This window comes from Buttiauxella sp. BIGb0552, from assembly GCF_004366275.1.
Classification (GTDB): domain Bacteria; phylum Pseudomonadota; class Gammaproteobacteria; order Enterobacterales; family Enterobacteriaceae; genus Buttiauxella; species Buttiauxella gaviniae.
In genome coordinates this window covers 712694-733214 of record NZ_SODY01000002.1, presented here as the reverse complement: position 1 = coordinate 733214, position 20521 = coordinate 712694, and the positions used below count along the sequence as shown (strand labels likewise).

At 49.3% G+C, this 20521-nt stretch carries 11 protein-coding genes; 2 read left to right on the top strand and 9 right to left on the bottom strand.

All coding sequences use genetic code 11. The features are described from left to right. Nucleotides 1–12 precede the first annotated feature (12 nt). Nucleotides 13–1689, bottom strand: coding sequence for a YbaL family putative K(+) efflux transporter (gene ybaL / locus EDF88_RS08105; RefSeq protein WP_134183980.1), 1677 nt, complete (start codon nt 1687–1689; stop codon nt 13–15). A gap of 215 nt (nt 1690–1904) precedes the next feature. After that, the gene (locus EDF88_RS08100; RefSeq protein WP_064516732.1) at nt 1905–3113 is read right to left on the bottom strand and encodes an MFS transporter; all 1209 of its coding nucleotides are present in this window, start codon (nt 3111–3113) and stop codon (nt 1905–1907) included. Between the two features lie 190 nt (nt 3114–3303). On the opposite strand from EDF88_RS08100, the gene ushA reads away from it, so the two are divergent. Continuing rightward, nucleotides 3304–4956 (top strand): bifunctional UDP-sugar hydrolase/5'-nucleotidase UshA, encoded by a 1653-nt coding sequence (ushA, locus tag EDF88_RS08095; RefSeq protein ID WP_134183978.1) that lies wholly within the window; start codon nt 3304–3306, stop codon nt 4954–4956. A gap of 85 nt (nt 4957–5041) precedes the next feature. Here ushA and EDF88_RS08090 read toward each other — a convergent pair whose 3' ends face one another. From EDF88_RS08090 to EDF88_RS08055, 7 genes are all read right to left on the bottom strand, one after another. After that, on the bottom strand, nt 5042–5929 hold the full coding sequence (locus tag EDF88_RS08090) for an AraC family transcriptional regulator (RefSeq protein WP_134183976.1): 888 nt from the start codon (nt 5927–5929) through the stop codon (nt 5042–5044). A gap of 83 nt (nt 5930–6012) precedes the next feature. After that, nucleotides 6013–6492: a Cys-tRNA(Pro)/Cys-tRNA(Cys) deacylase YbaK gene (gene ybaK, locus EDF88_RS08085; protein ID WP_064516738.1), complete on the bottom strand. Its 480-nt coding sequence runs from the start codon at nt 6490–6492 to the stop codon at nt 6013–6015. 356 nt (nt 6493–6848) lie between these two features. After that, nucleotides 6849–7655 carry a TraB/GumN family protein gene (locus EDF88_RS08075; protein WP_134183972.1) on the bottom strand — a complete coding sequence of 269 codons (807 nt, stop codon included), beginning with the start codon at nt 7653–7655 and terminating at the stop codon, nt 6849–6851. 90 nt (nt 7656–7745) lie between these two features. Continuing rightward, the gene (gene copA / locus EDF88_RS08070) at nt 7746–10253 is read right to left on the bottom strand and encodes a copper-exporting P-type ATPase CopA (protein ID WP_134184203.1); all 2508 of its coding nucleotides are present in this window, start codon (nt 10251–10253) and stop codon (nt 7746–7748) included. 128 nt (nt 10254–10381) lie between these two features. Then, nucleotides 10382–11812, bottom strand: a complete 1431-nt coding sequence (locus EDF88_RS08065; RefSeq protein ID WP_208326131.1) for a TolC family protein — start codon at nt 11810–11812, stop codon at nt 10382–10384. Further along, entirely contained in the window at nt 11802–13199 is a 1398-nt protein-coding gene (locus EDF88_RS08060) for an HlyD family type I secretion periplasmic adaptor subunit (protein WP_134183970.1), read from the bottom strand. The genes EDF88_RS08065 and EDF88_RS08060 overlap by 11 nt, the downstream gene beginning before the upstream one ends. Continuing rightward, entirely contained in the window at nt 13196–15364 is a 2169-nt protein-coding gene (locus EDF88_RS08055; protein WP_134183968.1) for a type I secretion system permease/ATPase, read from the bottom strand. The genes EDF88_RS08060 and EDF88_RS08055 overlap by 4 nt, the downstream gene beginning before the upstream one ends. 637 nt (nt 15365–16001) lie before the next feature. On the opposite strand from EDF88_RS08055, the gene EDF88_RS08050 reads away from it, so the two are divergent. Beyond that, nucleotides 16002–20234 (top strand): C2 family cysteine protease, encoded by a 4233-nt coding sequence (locus tag EDF88_RS08050; protein WP_134183966.1) that lies wholly within the window; start codon nt 16002–16004, stop codon nt 20232–20234. The last annotated feature ends 287 nt before the right edge of the window (nt 20235–20521 follow it).

The window sequence follows — 20521 nt, the reverse complement described above, 5'->3', positions numbered from 1 at the left end:
ACCCTACAACAACTACCCCGAGACGGATTCCTGCACTGTTGGTTTTTCCAGCAACCCCATCATGGTATTGGCTATCTCGCGCTCACCCATCACGACCCGATTAGCACCACGTTCGGTGATGTAATCCACTTCATCGTCATAATGAGCGCGGGCAATAATCTCGATATCCGGGCATTTTGCACGTGCTGCTGCAACAATTTCACCCGCCTCGTAGCCATTAGGAATCGTCAGTAATAACCAACGCGCGCAATCCAGATGGGCGAGATTCATGATCTCTTCATTGGCCGCATTGCCGAGTACCGCACGGATCCCACGCGCACGTAGCTCATCAACCCGACTGCGAGAGGTTTCAATCACCACCAGTGGAATGCCTTGCGCCAGCAATTTCTCGCCCAGCAGGCTGCCTACGCGGCCAAAACCAACCAGCAACGCGTGATGGCAAATATCGACTGGAATTTGTTTCTCATCTTCGATGGCTTCTTCCAGTGTCTGTTCTTCCAGCGTTTCGGTTTTTGCGAGATAGCGCTCAAGAATCGCAAACAAAATGGGGTTGAGCATTATCGACAAAATCGCCCCTGCCAGTACCAGATTTTGCCCGGTCTGCGGCAGCAGATTTAGCGCCATACCGAGCCCTGCCAGGATAAAGGCGAATTCACCAATTTGCGCAAGGCTTGTGGCGATGGTTAACGCTGTGCGTTGCGAGTGACCAAACAGACGCACCAGGAAGAAAGCGGCTAACGACTTACCAAAGACGATGATAGCCACCGTGCCAAGCACCGCGAGCGGTTCCTGAATCAGAATTAATGGGTCGAACAACATGCCGACGGAAACAAAGAACAGCACGGCAAACGCATCGCGCAGCGGTAACGTGTCGTGCGCGGCGCGGTGGCTTAATTCAGATTCATTGAGCACCATGCCTGCGAAAAACGCACCCAGGGCGAATGAAACATCAAACAGTTCAACCGCACCAAAAGCAATGCCGAGAGCCAATGCGAGAACGGCCAGTGTGAAGAGTTCGCGCGAACCGGTTGCAGCACTTCGCGCCAGAATCCACGGCACCACGCGGCGGCCAACAATCAGCATAATGGCAATAAACGCCACCACTTTACCGATGGTCAAACCCAAGTCCAGCGTCAGCGTCGCAAAGCCGACGTCGCCTTTTTCCATCATTCCGGCGACAGCTGGCAACAGAACCAGCGTTAACACCATCACCAGGTCTTCAACAATCAGCCAGCCAATGGCGATTTGCCCGCGCTGGCTGTCAATTAATTGCCGCTCTTCAAGGGCGCGTAGCAGTACCACGGTACTGGCGGTGGAAAGACACAGGCCAAATACGATGCCGGTCATTAACGACCAGCCCATCAGCGATGAAAGCGCCATTCCCAGTAGCGTCGCCACACCAATCTGGGCGATAGCTCCGGGGATGGCGATGGCCTTTACCGCCATCAAATCCTTTAACGAAAAGTGCAAACCCACGCCAAACATCAGCAAAATCACACCGAGCTCTGCCAGTTCAGGCGCGAGTTTAGTATCTGCAACAAAGCCTGGCGTAAAAGGGCCGGCAAGTACCCCTGCTAGTAAGTAGCCCACCAGGGGTGAGATGCGAAGTTTGTTGGCGATCATACCGAGCAAAAAGGCCAATACGAGGCCGCCGACAATGGTGGTGATAAGCGGGGTGGCGTGATGCATTCCGTCTCCTTTCGTAACAAATAAGATCCAATAATCTACATTTAGTTTATGACAATTTTTTAATCGATGTGTGTGTTAAATAGAACGTTTTTTAATAAAAGGCGCATTTAGACAAAAAATGGTGTCTGAAGGGGGTTTTATACACTTAGTTTAAGAAAGGTATGGGTAAATGTGGGTAATATAAAGGATCAGAGGGGCTCTCTGACCCTTTATAACTATGACTTATGGCGATTATCAGGTAGGAATATGGTCAATATGCCAAGAAGTGGTAGGAAAGCACATATTTTATAGACTAACTCGATACTTGTATGGTCGGCTACCAGGCCGAGTATTGCAGCACCCAGCCCACCCATCCCAAAAGCAAAACCGAAAAATAGCCCGGAAACCATGCCGATACGTCCAGGCATCAGCTCTTGCGCGTAAACCAGAATCGCTGAAAACGCGGAGGCAAGGATAAAGCCGATAATCACGGTCAGAATCCCGGTCCAGTACAGTGAAACGTACGGCAGGAACAGGGTAAATGGCGCGACGCCCAGGATTGAACCCCAGATAACGTATTTGCGACCAATTTTATCTCCCACTGGTCCACCAATTACTGTCCCGGCTGCTACTGCAAACAGGAAGGCAAATAGATGGAATTGGGCATTTTGCACCGACAAACCAAATTTGTGCATCAGGTAGAAGGTGTAGTAGCTGCTGATACTCGCCATATAAAAGTACTTGGAGAAAATTAGTACCAGCAGTACAGATACCGCCTGAATCACTTGCTTGCGCGGCAGCGGGTTAACGACAGGTGCTGCGGTTTTACCTTTCGCCATGCGATGCTGCGCGGCATACCAACGGCTAATTTGCAGCAATACAATAATCGCCAGTAGAGCGGCCAACACAAACCAGCCGACATTGCCTTTGCCGTAAGGCGCGATAATCAGCGCAGCCAGCAATGGGCCTAAAGAGCTACCAAAGTTGCCGCCAACCTGGAACAGCGACTGTGCAAGGCCATGACGGCCACCAGATGCCATACGCGCTACGCGGGATGATTCCGGGTGGAAAACGGAAGAACCCGTTCCTACAAGCCCGGCTGCCAACAGCACCATCGGGAAACTGCCAGCTAAAGCGAGGATAACTAACCCGCAAAGTGTGAAGCACATACCAATCGGCAACGACCACGGCATCGGGTATTTGTCGGTGTAGTATCCTACCACCGGCTGAAGGAGTGATGAGGTCACCTGGAAGGTGAGCGTTATCATCCCAATCTGCACAAAGCTCAAAGAGAACTCGCTCTGGAGTAGCGGGTAGAGCGCCAGAATAAGCGACTGAATCATATCGTTGAGCAAATGGGAGAGGCTAATTGCCCCCAGAATGCCAAACGCGGTGCGAGCCTTTTTAGGCTCCGGCGATGCGAGAGTTTGTTCCGAGATTGCCATAAATACCTGCAAAGAATTGATTGTATTATTTTATATCGGTTCAGCGATGGAACCGTGGGAAACAGTTACCCTGCTAACATACCTGCAGGAACTTTCTGAAGAAAGTCACAATCGTGAAAAGTTATTTGTCTATGCTAGTAGCTGTCTGCTATTGGTGCGGAAGTATTTTTTTTGAATATGGAGATTTGCAATGAAGTTCGTCGTGAAAGGGGTGACCGCAGCACTGCTTATAGCAGTCGGCTTGACCAGCGCATCTGCACTGGCCTGGGAAAAAGATAAAACTTATAACATCACCATTCTACACACCAACGATCACCACGGTCATTTCTGGCGCAACGAACACGCGGAATATGGCCTGGCTGCACAGAAAACCCTGGTGGATAGCATTCGTAAAGAGGTGGCAGAGAAGGGAGGCAGCGTATTGTTACTCTCTGGCGGCGACATCAACACCGGTGTACCTGAATCTGACTTGCAGGATGCAGAGCCTGATTTTCGTGGCATGAACCTGATTGGTTATGACGCGATGGCAATCGGTAATCACGAATTCGACAAACCGCTGACAGTGTTACGTCAGCAAGAAAAGTGGGCCAAATTCCCGCTGCTTTCGGCCAACATTTACCAGAAAAGCACCGGCGAGCGTCTATTTAAGCCTTGGGCCATCTTTAAGCCACAGGGCATTAAAATTGCGGTTATCGGTTTAACCACTGACGACACCGCGAAAATTGGTAACCCGGAAAACTTCACTGATATCGAATTCCGCAAACCTGCTGAAGAAGCAAAATTGGTGATTCAAGAGCTGCAAAGCACTGAAAAACCTGATGTGTTAATCGCGGCAACCCATATGGGCCACTATGACAACGGCGACCATGGTTCTAACGCGCCGGGCGACGTAGAAATGGCGCGCAGCCTCCCTGCTGGTGCGTTGACGATGATTGTCGGAGGGCACTCACAAGATCCGGTCTGCATGGTGGCGGAAAATAAAAAGCAGGTGGATTACGTGCCTGGCACGCCATGTGCGCCAGATCAGCAAAACGGTATCTGGATTGTGCAGGCCCATGAGTGGGGCAAGTATGTCGGCCGTGCTGATTTTGAATTCCGTAATGGCGAAATGAAACTGGTGCACTACCAGCTGATCCCCATCAATTTGAAGAAAAAAATCACCTACGATAACGGTGAAAGTGAGCGCGTGCTGTATACACCGCAGATCCCGGAAAACCAGCAAATGCTCTCACTGCTGACGCCATTCCAGAATAAAGGCCAGGCGCAGTTGAATGTGAAAGTCGGCAGCGTTAACGGCCACATGGAAGGGGATCGTAGCAAAGTGCGTTTCGTGCAAACCAACCTGGCGCGTCTGCTGCTGGCGGCACAAATGGACCGTACCGGTGCTGATTTTGCTGTGATGAGCGGCGGCGGTATTCGTGATTCGATTGAAACCGGGGACATCACTTATAAAGATGTGCTGAAGGTGCAGCCGTTTGGCAACACCGTGGTTTATACCGATATGACGGGCAAAGAAGTCACCGAGTATCTGAGCGCCGTGGCGCAGAAAAAACCAGACTCTGGCGCGTATCCGCAGTTCGCGAATGTCAGCTTTGTGGCAACGGCTGCTGGCCTGCAGGACCTGAAAATCAAAGGTGAGCCGGTTGATCCTGCGAAAACCTACCGTATGGCGACGTTAAACTTTAACGCTTCCGGCGGTGACGGCTATCCAGCTATCGATAAAAAACCGGGTTATGTGAACACCGGTTTTGTTGATGCAGAAGTGCTGAAGCAATATATCGAGAAGAATTCTCCGCTTGATGTTAATGCTTATGAGCCGAAAGGCGAGGTGAGCTGGCAGTAAGGGAATTTGTCGGATGTCGCTACGCTAATCCAACCTACAAGGTAACCTTTGTAAGGGGATTAGCGGAAACGACATCCACCATTTTTTATTTCAACGGCAGTAATATATCAGTCTGCTGCGCATGCTCGGGATGGTCTTTATCGAGTTCGAGGTAGCGGAAATAGACCGGAAAATCGCGTAACTCCTCACCGCTGTTTGGCAACCACTGGCGATAAAGATAATAAACGCTATCGCTGATGCGCTCATAAGCACCAACATGGCGTACCACTGCACAGCGCCCGCCGGGTATTGTTTTACTGATAACACCCTGAGGATTTTCAGGAACCAGGCCGGTGGCCTTAGGGTTTAGCTCACCACATACATCAAAACGAAACTCTGGACCCGGTGTGGTCAGCGGGTCGTTCCACGGAACACCGTAAGTCCCTTGTGTACTGCAATCCGAAAGCCCTGATGCTTTACGCCATTCAATAAACGCCGCGACGGTATTATTTACGTGCATAGGATCGCCAAGATGCTCAAGCACCGCGACTTTCATCGGTTCGACAGTAATGATTTTCACGTCCATATTTTTTAACCTCTGCTGATTTTCCCGTCCGGGAAATTGAAAATGCACATGCCAGTCAACCCAAACAGGATCTTTGCGAAACTCGCTGGGTGTCAGGCCGAAGGTATTTTTGAAGGCACGGGAAAATGATTCGGGGTTTTCAAACCCGGCATCCAGGGCAATGTTAATCACTCTTTCCTGAGGATTTTTCACTAACTGGAAAGAGGCTCTTTTTAGCCGCATTAGAGTGATGTAACGGCTAACGCTGATTCCACAAAACTGGCTGAATTGCCGGTGAAAATGAAAACGCGAAAAACAGGCGACTTCACTTAGTTGCTCGACCGTTAACGGGCTATCAAGATGCTGTTCAATCCAGGCAAATACTTGCTCAAAACGCCGGGCATAAAGTTCGTGTCTATTGCTCGTCATAATTCCTCCCTCAAGACGTTTACTTTGCCAGCGGCTCTCTTTTCCATCCTGACTGAGATTGCTCTTTTGGGAGGAAATAACGATCAGTCACGGCGGGCAATTTCAGCAAAAGTCGCATTCAGCAATTTTGCGAGATCTGCGGCGGACAGTTCGATATCCAGCCCGCGTTTACCGCCGGAAACATAGATAGAGGTAAATTCTTGTGCAGGGGCATCGATAACCGTTGGCAGGCGCTTCTTTTGCCCCAGCGGACTAATGCCACCGACCAAATAACCGGTAATGCGCTGCGCTACCATGGGGTCAGCCATATCCACTTTTTTGGCACCCAATGCTTTGGCCACTTTTTTTAAGTCCAGTTGGCCCGAAACTGGCGTAACAGCAACCGCTAACTGTTTCATGTCACCGTTGATGGCAACAAGCAGCGTTTTGTAGACTTGCTCGGCATTCAGACCGAGTTTACGTACCACTTCATCGCCAAAGTTTGTTTCACTTGGGTCGTGGTCATAAGCATGTAACTGAAATGGAACACGGTTTTTTTCGAGGAGTTTTACGGCGGGAGTCATGGGACCTTCTTAGTGAATTTGTCTGATATACGCACAAATTAATAAACAGGGTGATATGTTTTTCAAATATTATAATGTCACGCAATAGTGTTGGCGTTAATCGTTACATTGAGCGACAATTCTGTATCTGGCCATTAATTTGGCCAGAATAATTAAAATAATATACAAATTCCTCTTTGACGGGCCAATAGCGATATTGGCCGTTTTTTTTCCCGGTCGTCATACTCCAAGCTGCAGGTGCGTTGGCAATACTCGGCCCATCCAGGGCCTCGCCCCGAAGGGGCCAGCGCAAGCGCTGTTCAAAAGGCTAAAGCCTTTTGTCCTGCAACTCGAATTATTTAGACCAGGCTTTCCGCTTATTTAGTGGGATATTTCAATAGCCCTGGTAGGTTCCCCTCACCGTACAAATGCAGTGCTCCGACGGCCACAACGTAGCGACCGGCAGGAAGTTGCTGCAAGAAATGTAGCCACTGAAGGTTACGTTGATGCATAAGAACATCGTATAACTCATCGCCAAATGTATTAGGTAGCAGCACTTTCCCACTTTGCGGTGGCGACTCCAGCCACCAGCTAATCATCGTTTGCAGCAAACGCGCATTGGTGTGCCAATGGGTGAGCGTATCTGTTAATAACGGCATGCCGCCATCAGGAAGGCGGGTGAGAATATCCACCTGATGCTGCGCACCTTCCAGTTCAATAATCGGTACTGCCTGCGCCTTCGCGGCTTCCAGCAACTGAAAATCAATCCCATAATCGGCTCTTAACCCTAGTCGCTGTGCCTGGTGGGCCTGTAGCACCAGCGCAATTTGCCAGGCGGGTTGATTATCAATTTGGCTCAGGGGGATACCCAACTCGTGGATTAACGACATCACCTGCGCCAGGTCATCAGCTGATAGTCGTTGTTCAAGCGGGAGTTCATCGGGATTATTCGGGAAGGGGGAACCGCCTTCGGATATGTCGGCTTCAACAATCAGCGCATCGGAATTGTTGAGTTTATCGATAAGCTTGCTCGATAGCGGCGCCATATCGCGCGTACCCATATGAATACTGCCGACAAGGTGAAGATGGCGATCTCCGGGTAGAACAATATCCAGAGCAGGCCAGGGATATTGGGTGTTTGAAAGGCTTGAAAATAATGCGGTAATTCGCGATAGCAGACCCATTTGCAGATTCCCTGGCTAAAAAGTCATGCTACCGCTGCGAGTGACCTGGTGCAAATTTCCCCACGGTTTTTACGCCGAGGGGAAGATCATTCAGTCCTTCGGTTTAAAGCGCAACAAACGGTTGGCGTTACTGACTACTGTAATGGATGACAGTGCCATTGCAGCGCCTGCAACTACCGGGTTAAGCAGCGTTCCGGTCAGTGGATATAAAATCCCCGCAGCAATTGGGATACCCAACGTGTTGTAGATAAACGCCCCGACCAGGTTCTGCTTCATGTTACGCAAAGTCGCTTTAGATATTGCCAGCGCATCAGCGACACCCACCAGGCTATGGCGCATCAACGTGATGGCAGCCGTTTCGATAGCAACATCGCTACCGCCACCCATTGCAATACCCACTTCAGCCTGTGCTAACGCTGGCGCATCGTTGATACCATCGCCGACCATTGCAACTTGCCGCCCTTGTTGTTGCAGCTTTTTGATCGCTTCAGCTTTGCCATCCGGCAATACGCCCGCAATCACTTCATCAATACCCGCTTCTTTGGCAATGGCGTTAGCCGTAGTTGGGTTATCGCCGGTCAACATCACCAGGCGGTAGCCGTTACGGTGCAAGCGTTGCAGTGCGCTAACACTGTCGGCACGCAGCGGGTCGCGGATGGCGAGCAGGGCGACCAGTTTGCCATCGACCGCCAGTAGCACCGGTGTTGCACCACGGCTGGCCTGTGCTTCAATTTCAACAGCCATAGGGCTGGTATCTACGTTTTGCTCATCAAGCAGTGCTTTGTTGCCAAGCAGTAATTGATGCCCTTCGGTTTCACCGCTAACACCCAAACCACGCAAGGTGCGGAAGGCATTAACCTGCGGTAACTGAGCTCCTTCGGCTTTATCGAGAATAGCGCGAGCAAGCGGGTGGCTTGATCCTTGTTCAAGGGCCGCGGCAAGTCTTAATGCATCAGCTTCTGAGCAGTCGTTGTAAGTCACGACGGCGACAACCTGCGGTTTGCCTTCGGTCAGCGTACCGGTTTTATCAAACACAATAGTATCGAGGGTACTGGCGCGTTGCAGAGCATCGGCATCACGCACTAATACACCAAACTCAGCGGCACGGCCCACACCGGAAATAATCGACATCGGTGTTGCCAGACCCAGCGCACAAGGGCAGGCGATAATCAGTACGGTTGTGGCAATCACCAGCGTATAAACGATTTGAGGTGCCGGGCCGAAGAAGTACCAGATTGCGGCGCTAAACAAAGCAATCAGTACCACTACAGGCACAAACACCGCCGAGATTTTATCGGCAAGTTGGCCAATCTCAGGCTTACTGCTTTGCGCCTGGCGCACCATTCGAATAATGCGCGAAAGTGTAGTGTGGTTGCCGGTTGCGGTAGCACGGAATAATACGCTGCCGTCTTGTACCACGGTGCCTGCATGAATCGGCTCGTCGGTAGATTTTTGCTGCGGTACCGGTTCACCGGTGAGCATCGCTTCATCAAACCACGCTTCGCCTTGGGTAATTTCGCCGTCGACCGGCACGCGGTCACCGGTGGTTAAGCGCAATATCATGCCTGCGGTGACTTCTGCCAGTGGCAGTGTCTTTTCACCTTCTTCGGTGACCACGCGCGCCGTTGGTGGCGTTAAGTCCAGCAACCGTTCCAGCGCTTTAGAAGAGCGTTGGCGTGCACGTTGTTCCAGCATATGCCCAAGGTTTATCAGGCCGATAATCATCGCACTGGCCTCGTAATAGAGGTGGCGAGCTTCCATTGGGAAGTGCTGTGGCCAGATATTCACTGTGATGGAATAAATCCACGCGGCGCCAGTTCCTAGCGCGACCAGCGTATCCATGGTGGCGGTTTTGTTGAGCAAGCTGCGCCAGGCGCTGCGATAGAAATGCCCACCAGCAAACACCATCACGCCCAGCGTGATAATCCCGATGGTCAGCCATAACGAGCGGTTGTCATCGGTGACCATCATATTGTCACCGAACATTCCCCAGACCATTACCGGGATACCGACGGCCAGTGCCAGAATAGCCTGCCAGCGGAATCGTTTTACGGCGGCGTTGGCGGTCTCTTGTTGGCGTTCACGGCGTTTTGCATCATCTTCGATGGCTTCCGCACCATACCCGACACTTTCCACCGCTTTTACTAAAGATTCGGCGGAGGCAGTACCCATAATCAGGGCACTGCGCTCGGCAAGGTTTACCCGCGCCAGGCTGACACCAGGGACATTTTGCAATGCACTTTGTACCCGGGTCACGCAGCTGGCACAGCTCATCCCGTTGATCAACAACTGTTGGCTATCGTCATCATCATCGGTAGCTGTCGGAAGCTTCAATGCGTCCGCTGTCAGCACTTCCGACGGGATTGATGACTCTGTCAGCGGATCAGACTTTGGGTGGCTGGCCGCAGTCGCCTCGTACCCGGCTTGTTTTACTGTGTTGATTAACTCATCAACGGAAGCCGTTCCGGTTACGCTGGCGTGAGTTTGCGTCACTTCAGCTGTATCAACGTCAGGACGTTGCTCCAGGCTTTCTTTAACGCGTTTAACGCAATGGCCGCAGGTTAGGCCATCAAGGTTTAGATCGATAACGTGAGACATCATCCGACTCCTTTTATGTGGGATTGTGGTAAGCCTAAACCTTCCATCAAGGGTAAGGTCAAGCTATACCCTAAATATTTCGCGGCGCAGCCAATACATCGACCTATTTAGGGCATGTCTGCGTTAGATTATTCAGTTCCTGCGGGCAGTTGACTCAGTATTCCGGTATTCGCAAGCAGGCTTAAGCGCGCAGATTGCCATTCAGCAATAGCCTGAATACGTTGCTGTTGTGCATCAGCCAGTGCCGATTGAGCATTCAAAACTTCAAGAATATCGGCCACATCTTTATCGTAACGACGGCGTGACGAATTAACGCTGGCTTGTGCGGCGTCAAGCAATTGTTGGCTGACGGTCAGCACGCCCAACGCCGTTTTAGCATCAGCCCAGGCTTTCACTACGTCAGTAAGAATCTGTGTGGTGGTATCTTCGAGTTGGGCTTCGCTTTGTTCGGCCTGTGCTCTTGCTTCCAGGATTTTATAGTGGCGACTAAAGCCATCGAACAATGGAATAGAAACCGTTAGGCCAACATCTTTATCGGTCTGGTTAATAGTCGACAGACCCTGATTCGGGAAACCATTGCGCGAAATATGCGCCGTCATATCGAGCGTGGGTAAACCATCCGAGCGAACCTGGATAATTTTATCTTTATCGGCCTGCCATTTTGCCCGCGCCTGCATAATTGCCGGGTGGCGGATTTGCGCCTGTTTCAGCCACTGGTTTAGGTCGTGAATGTCCGAAGGGATAACGTTGTCGGGTTGCGCTGGTAATTTAACGGACATCTCAAGATTGATGCCCATGACCTGCTTGAGCAGGGCAAGGTTCTTTTCAACATCCCCCCGGCTGTGCATCGCATTAAGCTGTGCTTTTGCCAGCGCGGTTGCAGCCTGTAAGGTGTCGTCCTGAGTGGTTGCGCCTTTTTCCTCACGCCGTTTCGCAACACTTAACGTTTGTTGGGCAAGCTGCGCAATCTGCATGCGAGCCTCCATTACGGCCTGGCTGGTCATCGCCTCAAAGTAAGCCTGAATCACCGATGCCATGGTTTTTTGCAAAGCCGCGTCATGCCCGGCAATCGCGGCTAACAGCATTTGATTTGCCGCTTCGCGGTTTGCGGCGCGGCCCCCAAAATCGAATAAGCGCCAGTTTAATGAACCATAATACTGGTTGCCAATACTGGTGGAGGCGGGCTGTTGCGAACCAGAGGAATAGGTTGTGGTGTCTTTGAGTCGGCTAACCGAGCCGGTGATGGTTGGCAGATAAGCGGCTCGGGCTTCACCTACCACGCCGCTTTGCACCTTAATTTCTGCCCAGGTGGCGCGGATTTGCGGGTTGTTACACAGCGCTGTATCAACAGCATCGGTCAGCGCCAGTGGTTGGGTGAAATCTACCGCAGTTGCACAATTAATCCGGCTGGTATCAGGGAGCGTCGCGCCGTCCTGCAATTGCACAGGTTGCGCCAGTAACGGATCGTCCAGTAAACCACTTTTCTCTTCAGCGAAAGCAGCAGGCTGCACCCACAAGGTCAGCAGGCAAAGAGAGACTAAATACCTTTTAGCGTTCATTCAGGCTCTCATGAGTGTGTTGAATCAGAGGGGAGAGGAAGTACTCAATAACTCGACGGCTACCCGTTTTTATTTCGATTGAGGCGCTCATGCCCGGTCGCAGTGTCGAGGGTTCTCCATCGATATCCATCGTTTTGTGGTCAAGTTTGATGTGAATTGCGTATTGAGAATTCTGCGGTTTCTGTGCGTTATCGCTATGGCCTGATTGCGTGCTTTCGGCTGCATTGCTGGTTCCTGCATTCATTGCATCGCGCGAAACATAAGTCACTTCACCCTGCATCATGCCGTATTTGGTGTAGTCAAATGCCTCGATTTTCACAGCGGCATGCTGGCCTTTGTGCACAAAACCGATGTCTTTGTTTTCAACGATTGCTTCGATCTCGACCTGATTTTGCTTGGGTACGATGACCATCAACGGCTGGGCAGCCGTTACTACGCCACCAACCGTATGTACCGCTAATTGTTGTACCGTGCCGTCAACCGGGGCAGTGAGCTGAAGTTGAGTTTTATGGGCGCCGGCTCGTTGCACATCCTGATGTGCTTCGGCCTGCTGGCGTAACCCGTCATTGAGCTCATCCTCGGTTTTCTTACGAGTATCGGCGATAAATGAATCGCGCTGGTGGCGTGCATCGGCAAGTTTGCCTTCCAACTCAATTTTGTCCTGCTCTTTTTCCTGCCATGAAGTGACCGACACGTCATGGTTTTGGGCCAGATCTTTATAATTTTGTGCCCGCTCACGGACAATCGGTAATTGCTGGCTGTAACGGGCAATTTCCCCATCCAGATCTCTTAGCCTGCTTTCTACATTCTGCCACTGACTGGAAAGATGCTGACGGGCGTCAGCGACCTTTTCTGGCGTGATGTTTTCTATATTGCTCAGTCCAATTAATTGATGAGCGGTAATGGATTCCAGCAAGGCCCGCGAACGTGCAACCTGCAAGGCAGCGTTATCCTGGCCAACTTCCGCGCGCATTTTTTCATGGTCGATAATTTGCGTATCAAGCAGCAGCAGTGGTTCACCGGCATGCACGGTTTGCCCATCGGTAACAAAGATATGTTGAACGCGTGCGGTTTCCACAGAGGCAATGGTTTTAGCGTGACTTGAGGGAATGATTTTCCCGCTGGCGGAAACAATAATGTCGACCTTACCCAATACCGACCACAGCACCAGGAAAACGATTAACACCATAAGCAGGCGCGCCGTCCAGCGAGCGGTTGGTGAAACGGGGGCCAGCTGTAATGCCAGGGCCGCCGGAAGAAATTCTGCTTCGTCTGCTTTCAAAGCCGGTGGAGTGAGTGAGTGGCGCTGCTTCCAGAAAAACGCAAAGTGAGAACGGTAGCGTTTCATCAATTCGCACCAGGCGCTGTAGCGGAGTTTGAGGCTCATACGCAGGCCTCTCTTACCGGACCTTGTTGCAGAGTATATAAATGTGCGTAGATCCCACCGGCGTGTTGAACCAGTTCATCATGATGACCGACTTCGGCAATCTCTCCGCGCTCCATCACCACGATGCGGTTGGCTTCACGCACCGCAGAGAGGCGATGCGCAATGATCAATACTGTTCGGCCTTCACAGATGCGGCGCATATTATCCTGAATGATTTTTTCGGACTCATAATCCAGCGCGCTGGTGGCTTCATCAAAAATCAAAATACGTGGGTTTGAGATTAAGGCGCGGGCAATGGCAATACGCTGGCGCTGGCCGCCAGACAAACCTGTGCCGTGCTCGCCGACCATGGTGTCGTAGCCTTCCGGTAACTCACAAATAAACTCATGCGCTCCGGCAAGTTTGGCGGCTTCTATTACTGCTTCAATCGGCAGCGTCGGGTTAGTCAGCGCGATATTGGCGCGAATCGAGCGGTTAAACAGGTTGTTTTCTTGCTGCACCACACCAATTTGATGCCGCAGAGACGTGGTGTTTATCACCGCGAGATCGTGCCCGTCCAGTAACACGCGCCCGCGTTCGGGGATGTATAGGCGTTGCACTAGCTTAGTAAGAGTGCTCTTTCCTGAACCCGAACGGCCGACAATACCAATGACTTCGCCGGGTTTAACCGTGAGGCTCACCTGGCGCAATACTTCGGATGCATCCGGGCGATAGCGGAATGAGACCTTATCGAACTCGATTGCCCCGGACAGCCGTGGCAGCCGCGATTTCTGATCAACAACTTCAGGGTGAGTATTTAAAATATCGCCAAGTCGACTCATTGAAATACCGACTTGCTGAAAATCATTCCATAACTGTGCAAGACGCAAAATGGGCTGTGACACCTGGCCGGAGAGCATGTTGAATGCTACGAGTGCCCCTACGGTGAGTTGGTTATCGATAACCAGGCTTGCACCTATCCACATGATAGCGGCGGTCACCAGCTTACTGATCAACGTAATTCCACCGTTGGCGATGGTCGAGATATTGGTGGCTGAAAGTCCAGAGGTCACATAGCCCGCCAGTTGGTCATCCCAGTTCTTAACCCAGCGCGGCTCAACGGCCATGGCTTTTACGGTGTCGATATTGCTGATGGTCTCAACGAGGAACGACTGGTTTTCCGCCGATTTATTGAATTTTTCATTGAGCCGACGGCGCAGCACGGGTGTGAACACCAGCGATAGAAAAACATAGAGCGGGATCGATGCAATCACGATAAGTGTCAACTTAACGCTGTAGCTGAACATTACGGCGAGGAAGACGAACGAGAAAAGAATATCGAGTACGACGGTGATGGCATTGCCCGTCAGAAACGAACGGATATTTTCCAGCTCTCGCACACGCGCTACCGAATCCCCAACGCGCCGGCTCTGGAAATAAGCAATCGGCAGGTTAAGCATATGGCGGAATAGACGCGCGCCGAGTTCCACATCAAGCTTGCTGCTGGTATGTGCAAATACCCAGGTGCGAATTCCGCTTAATAAAGCTTCAAAGATATTTGCTGCCACCAGGCCAATGGCAACCACATGAAGGGTTTTCATGGCATGGTTAACCAAAACTTTATCCATCACCACCTGAAAGAAAAGTGGGGTGGCTAAGCCGATTAACTGCAACACCAGGGAAATGAGCATTATTTCCCCTAAAATTCGCCGGTATTTAATCAATGCCGGAATAAACCAGGTGAAATCGAATTTAGCTAATGTTCCTGTGAAATTTACTTTGCTTGCGAAGTAAATAACTTCACCCGTCCAAACCTCGGGTAACTCATCGATGGAAATAAACTCAGGAGGGCAGTTTTCATATTGAATCAGTAACCGTGGTTTGGCGACGTGATTATCACTATCACTCCCAGGGTCATATTTCCCCAGAATAAAATAACGGCCATCACGATTCTGGCCTACGGCCGGTAGTGCAGCTTTATCCATTCGGCGTGCATCCTGGCGCACCACCTTTGTTTTAAGTCCTAACTCCTGTGCCGCCAATAAAATTGCTCGTTGGCCAAACACGGGCTGCCCGTCGGGGGATATCTCAAGATGACCGGCAAATTTATGCTGAAGGTTTATTTTGTCGACAGCGACCTGATGAAAGGAGCCAATTACCTGCAAACAGAAAAAACCGCTATCCATGGGATACCGCCGACGGAAAAGAAATCATATTTATTAACAAACCAGTCATTATTGTAGGATATATACCCAAAATAACTCGAGTTTCAGGAACGCTAACGCACATGCAACTTGAAGGATTACGGGTATAAAATATGCGCGATTAAATATCACAGGCACTGAATGTTGTCAAAATGCCATGCTCATAAAAAATAAGTAAAATTAGACATTTGCGAATTATATTATGCCTCGGTTACGTTGCGAAGTAGTACCTTGCTTGTAACTTTACTGATAAATAAATATAGTTTTTTTTAAGTTATCACTCATTGATTAGTGATAATTGAACAGAAAAAACACAAAGTCTTTTGCTTTAGTAAATACCAATTAATACTTGTAAGTATTATGTTACTTTGAAATGTTACTATTTAATGTGTTGTGTTGAATTTTCCAGCAAAAATAAAAGCTGCTGGTAATGATGTTGATTGATAATATTTATATGAACTCATCTTTTTCTTTCAATCACTTAAAGGATGTGTGCGCTATTAACCTTTAACCGCCTGCCACGATACTTATATTGCAGGTGGTTATTCATTTCTAATAAATATTATCCATTCCGGTAAGAGGTCACGCTGTGCCTGATTCCATACAAAATACCCCCCCCATGCCCGACCTTAATTCAATTGGTTCATGGAGCAAATCTGATTACGAACTGCTGACCGCAGATTTTGTCAGCAAGATGACTGCAGACCAAATTCATGCCATGAGTCATACCTCGTGGATGCCGGACGCTACAGCGGCTGGATTTACACCTGAAATGGTGGCGAGTATCAATATCAGCATGTCCTGGTTTGCACCTGGATGGTTTAACCATCTCAGCACCGAAGCATTACATGGGCTGACACAAAAGCAGATGAATGAGTTAACCACCAATACTCTTTGTGGCCTGGACAACGCTCATCTGGGGGCATTTACACCCGATCAGGTAGCGAATATCCAGGTGAATTTTTACTGGTTCACGCCTGATTTTTTAAACAGTCTCAATCAGCAGGCTTTTGCCGCTATTACTTCGGCTCATCTTAATGAGATACCGAGGGGGAATTTCGGCGCACTAAGTCACGCTCAACTCTCCAGTATCACAGCTGAAAACCTCAAAGACCTGAAGGACTCACATCTGTGGGTGTTAAACGCGGGGCAGGTTAACGCCATTTCACACCTTGATGCCTTCAGTAGCGCCCAGTTTGGGCTGCTTAATATTTCCGAACTTTCAGTTTCAACGTTAAAAAATCTGACGAAAAATTCGTATTCCGCACTCACTGCCGGCCAGCTTGATGGAATAAGTAACGATAAATTTGCCGTACTGAATCTTTCAGAGCTTTCAACATCTACTATTGGCGCAATGAGTCAGGCGGTTTATCAAAAGCTGACTCCTGAGCAGATTGCTACTTTAAGCTCTGAGCAAATCCATGCGATGGCCCACACGTCATGGATATCTGATGCCACGGCCAGCGCCTTTACTCCGGAACAGATACAAAGCATTAATATTGGTATGAACTGGTTTAGCGCAGGATGGTTTAACAACCTGAGCATTGAAACATTTCAGGCGATGACACCTGTTCAGGCAGGCCAGATTTCCACCACCACACTTGCGGCTCTGGATAGCGAACACCTGCATGCCTTTACCGCAGAACAGATCGGCGGCATGAATAACTTTGGTGGGCTGAGTAGTGCGCAATTTGGTTTATTAGATCTTTCCGGAATGACGACATCGGTCATCGGCAATTTAAGCAGAACCGAATATGACGGACTGACAGCGAATCAAATTACGGGTTTAAGCACTGAACAAATTCAGGCAATAAAACACGTGGAATGGCTGCCTGTAGGGGTGATAAGCGAATTTACCGCAGTGCAAACCGCGGCGTTGGGTAATAAGCTTGCGCAACTCACAGCCGAACAAGTTGTGGCAATGAATAGTTTACAGGAGCTGACTGGCGCTCAGTTTGGCTTATTAAATATTTCTGGGTTACCGGTTTCTGTTATTGCCAATTTAACCTCGACTGAATATGCGGGGCTTAGCGCAAAACAGACAGCGGCATTAAGTGCGGAACAAATTAATGCCCTGCAACACGTAGACTTGCTGTCGGTTGCTGCGGTAAGTGGATTTACGGCAGCTCAAATGCCTGTTTTGAGTGACAACGTACTTTCACATTTAAGTGCGGATCAGGTTGCTGCAATAACGCACTTAAGTGCGCTGAATAGCCAACAGTTTGGACTGTTAAATATTTCCCAACTGTCCGAATCAGCTATTAACGGTTTAAGCAAAACGGAATATGAAGGATTAACTGCACTTCAGGTTGCCACCTTAAGTCCTGCACAAATTAAGGCGATGTACCACCCATCCTGGATGTCGGATGCCACTGCGAGCGCTTTCACACCAGAACAGGTGCAAAACATCAGTATCGGTATGAACTGGTTCTCGGCGGGTTGGTTAAATAACCTGAGCCTTGAAACATTGCAGGCGATGACGCCTGTTCAGGCAGGCCAGATTTCCAGCGCAACGCTTGCGGCCCTGGATAACGAGCACTTGCACTCCCTTAGTGCAGAACAGATCAGCGGCATGAATAACTTTGGTGGGCTGAGTAGTGCGCAATTTGGCCTGTTAGATCTTTCCAAAATGCAAACGTCAGTCTTTAGTTATTTGAGTGACACCGAATATAAAGGGCTGACAGCTAATCAAATTGCCACCTTAAGCGCTGAACAAATTAACGCAATGGGCCATGCCGCATGGATGACCGATGATGCTGCATCTGGGTTTACGCCAGATCAGATTAAGAATTGCACCCAGAATTTTTACTGGTTCTCCCCTGGCTGGTTTAATAACCTGACGACAGAAGCATTCCATGCAATAAAACCTGAACAGATGGGCCAGGTGTACCTTGATGCCTTTAATGGGCTGGACGCTGAACGTCGTGCCCAATTAACTGCGGACCAGGTTGGCGGAATTATCTATAATTTTTACTTCTTCTCTTCTGACTGGTTTAACAGTTTAAGTCCGGATGCGATGAAAGGGATAACTGCCGATCAGTTTACTCATATTCAGACTGATAATTTTAAGCATTGGGATAACAACCATTTGGCTGCATTAACGGCAGCACAAGTCGCATTTGCTCCGCATCTGAATGCACTGACTAGCGATCAGTTTGGGTATTTAAATATTTCCGAACTGCCAGTTTCGTCCATTAAGCAATTATCTAAAACTGAATATCAAGGGTTAACCGCTCAGCAAATTGCCTCATTAAGTGCCGAGCAAATTCAGGGATTGCAGCACCTTAGTTGGATCTCAGCGGCCGCAACTCAAGGTTTTACCACCGCCCAAATGCAGGCCTTTGGCAATGATTTATCAGGTTTTTCCTCGACATTCCTCAATAACCTGAGTCTGGATGCAATGAGTGCGCTCACTCCGTCACAGCTTAAGACCCTTACTCCTGTTGCATTTATTGGGCTGGAATATCGACATTTCCTTGCTTTGAATAATTTCTCTGATTTGATTGATATGGTGTCGTCGTTCACTTCCGATCAGCTGTTAACGCTTTCCCCAATGCTGTCTATCGAGCAACAGGGGCTTCTGTCACAAGGCCAACAGGCGTTAATTAACAAATCTGTGGATACGGGTTTCTCATTGGTTGACAGTGTGCATGACCCGATACTGAAAACCAGCATGCATAACGCAGTGACCAACGACTCTTCTTTGTTTAGCTTTACAACGATTGAGTCAATTCTTAAGGATTTAGCCTCTCAATTAACCGGTGACCTTAACGCAAACCAGTACAACGACATAAAATATTATGTTCAGCAAGTTGGCAATGTTTGTGGGACTGACTCGGCAGTCTACTCGCTATTAAGCGGGTTGATGGGCACCAATGGCGCATCTGTTTACTGGAGTGCTACCGGTGACGGGGAGCGAATTGGCAGCTTGAGTGAGGGCTCGTCAGCCACGCAATTTAACCAGTTAATTTCTACCTGGTTTGATGGTGCGAACGACCCGAAATCTTCCTCATCTGATCATGTTGATGGGCGCCCACTTTTCGCTAAAGGTGGCCCATCAATTAACGACATCACTCAAGGTTACATTGGGGATTGTTCGCTCCTGTCCGCACTTCAGGCGGTTGTTGAAACGGCACCTGACTTCATTAAGTCAATGATTGTTCAGAACCCGAATGATACTTACAGTGTGCGCTTCTTTAATAAAGGCGTGGCTCAATGGGTCACAGTAGATGGCAATGCTTATAGCAGTGGTACAAATTCAGCAACCTCGAGTTGGGCGGCGATTGTCGAACGGGCGAACGTTGATTTTGAAGCGACTTATTTGAATGAAGTGAATGCTTACTCAAGTTTGCCTGGTGGCTACGACAAACTGGGGGAAATTACAGGTGACACCTACACAACGTTCAGAGCGGTATATACAACTGAGGAAAAATGGAATACCACGGACTTTGATATATTGAAAACCGCGGTACTAAACGGCCAACCTGTGCAGCTTTCTAGTTGGGATAGCTCCGTAAATGCTGATACTGGGCAAACCAATCTTGTTGGCGGGCATGCTTTTGCGATTATCGGTTTTGATGACGTAACGAATGATTTTATTCTTACCAACCCGTGGGGGGCTTTCCGTACTGACGGCGTCCAGGGAACATTTGAAGCCTCAATGGATCAAATGTGGCAGAAAGGAAATTACAATACCGGTATTGCTATCGTTAACTCAACGGGAGCATCCGATGCTGCCGGGCAACTTGTTCACGCTATGGCCGCAATGAATACATCACCTTCGGCAGCGCTCACAACAGCTGCGTTACCGGTCAATGTGAATAACGGCACTCTTGCTGCTTCACATGCCTGATAATTAAACCTTAATGTCTCCGTTCATTCTGGGTGGAGACATTTACCCCTACTATTCTCAATGTCTTTTTTCTTGATTTATATATTACTCATCAGTACTTGCAGAATATTAATATTCATCTATGTCGTCTTTAAAATATTTTTAATTTTTCAAAGCATTATGTGAAACGGGATTAATTAACTAATACTTTTTCCACCACTTCCTTCTCAAAGCACAGCTATGTACTAATGTTACACAAAGTGTTTCGACAGGTGTTTGTCGTTGTCTTTATGTGTCAGCACGTTATT

Excerpts from the sequence above, each read along its gene's own strand:
- EDF88_RS08100 (WP_064516732.1), bottom strand. The coding sequence starts at position 3,113 with ATGGCAATCTCGGAACAAACTCTCGCATCGCCGGAGCCTAAAAAGGCT.
- EDF88_RS08075 (WP_134183972.1), bottom strand. The coding sequence starts at position 7,655 with ATGGGTCTGCTATCGCGAATTACCGCATTATTTTCAAGCCTTTCAAAC.
- copA (WP_134184203.1), bottom strand. The coding sequence starts at position 10,253 with ATGTCTCACGTTATCGATCTAAACCTTGATGGCCTAACCTGCGGCCAT.
- ybaL (WP_134183980.1), bottom strand. The coding sequence starts at position 1,689 with ATGCATCACGCCACCCCGCTTATCACCACCATTGTCGGCGGCCTCGTA.
- EDF88_RS08065 (WP_208326131.1), bottom strand. The coding sequence starts at position 11,812 with ATGAACGCTAAAAGGTATTTAGTCTCTCTTTGCCTGCTGACCTTGTGG.
- ushA (WP_134183978.1), top strand. The coding sequence starts at position 3,304 with ATGAAGTTCGTCGTGAAAGGGGTGACCGCAGCACTGCTTATAGCAGTC.
- EDF88_RS08060 (WP_134183970.1), bottom strand. The coding sequence starts at position 13,199 with ATGAGCCTCAAACTCCGCTACAGCGCCTGGTGCGAATTGATGAAACGC.
- EDF88_RS08050 (WP_134183966.1), top strand. The coding sequence starts at position 16,002 with ATGCCCGACCTTAATTCAATTGGTTCATGGAGCAAATCTGATTACGAA.
- EDF88_RS08055 (WP_134183968.1), bottom strand. The coding sequence starts at position 15,364 with ATGGATAGCGGTTTTTTCTGTTTGCAGGTAATTGGCTCCTTTCATCAG.
- EDF88_RS08090 (WP_134183976.1), bottom strand. The coding sequence starts at position 5,929 with ATGACGAGCAATAGACACGAACTTTATGCCCGGCGTTTTGAGCAAGTA.
- ybaK (WP_064516738.1), bottom strand. The coding sequence starts at position 6,492 with ATGACTCCCGCCGTAAAACTCCTCGAAAAAAACCGTGTTCCATTTCAG.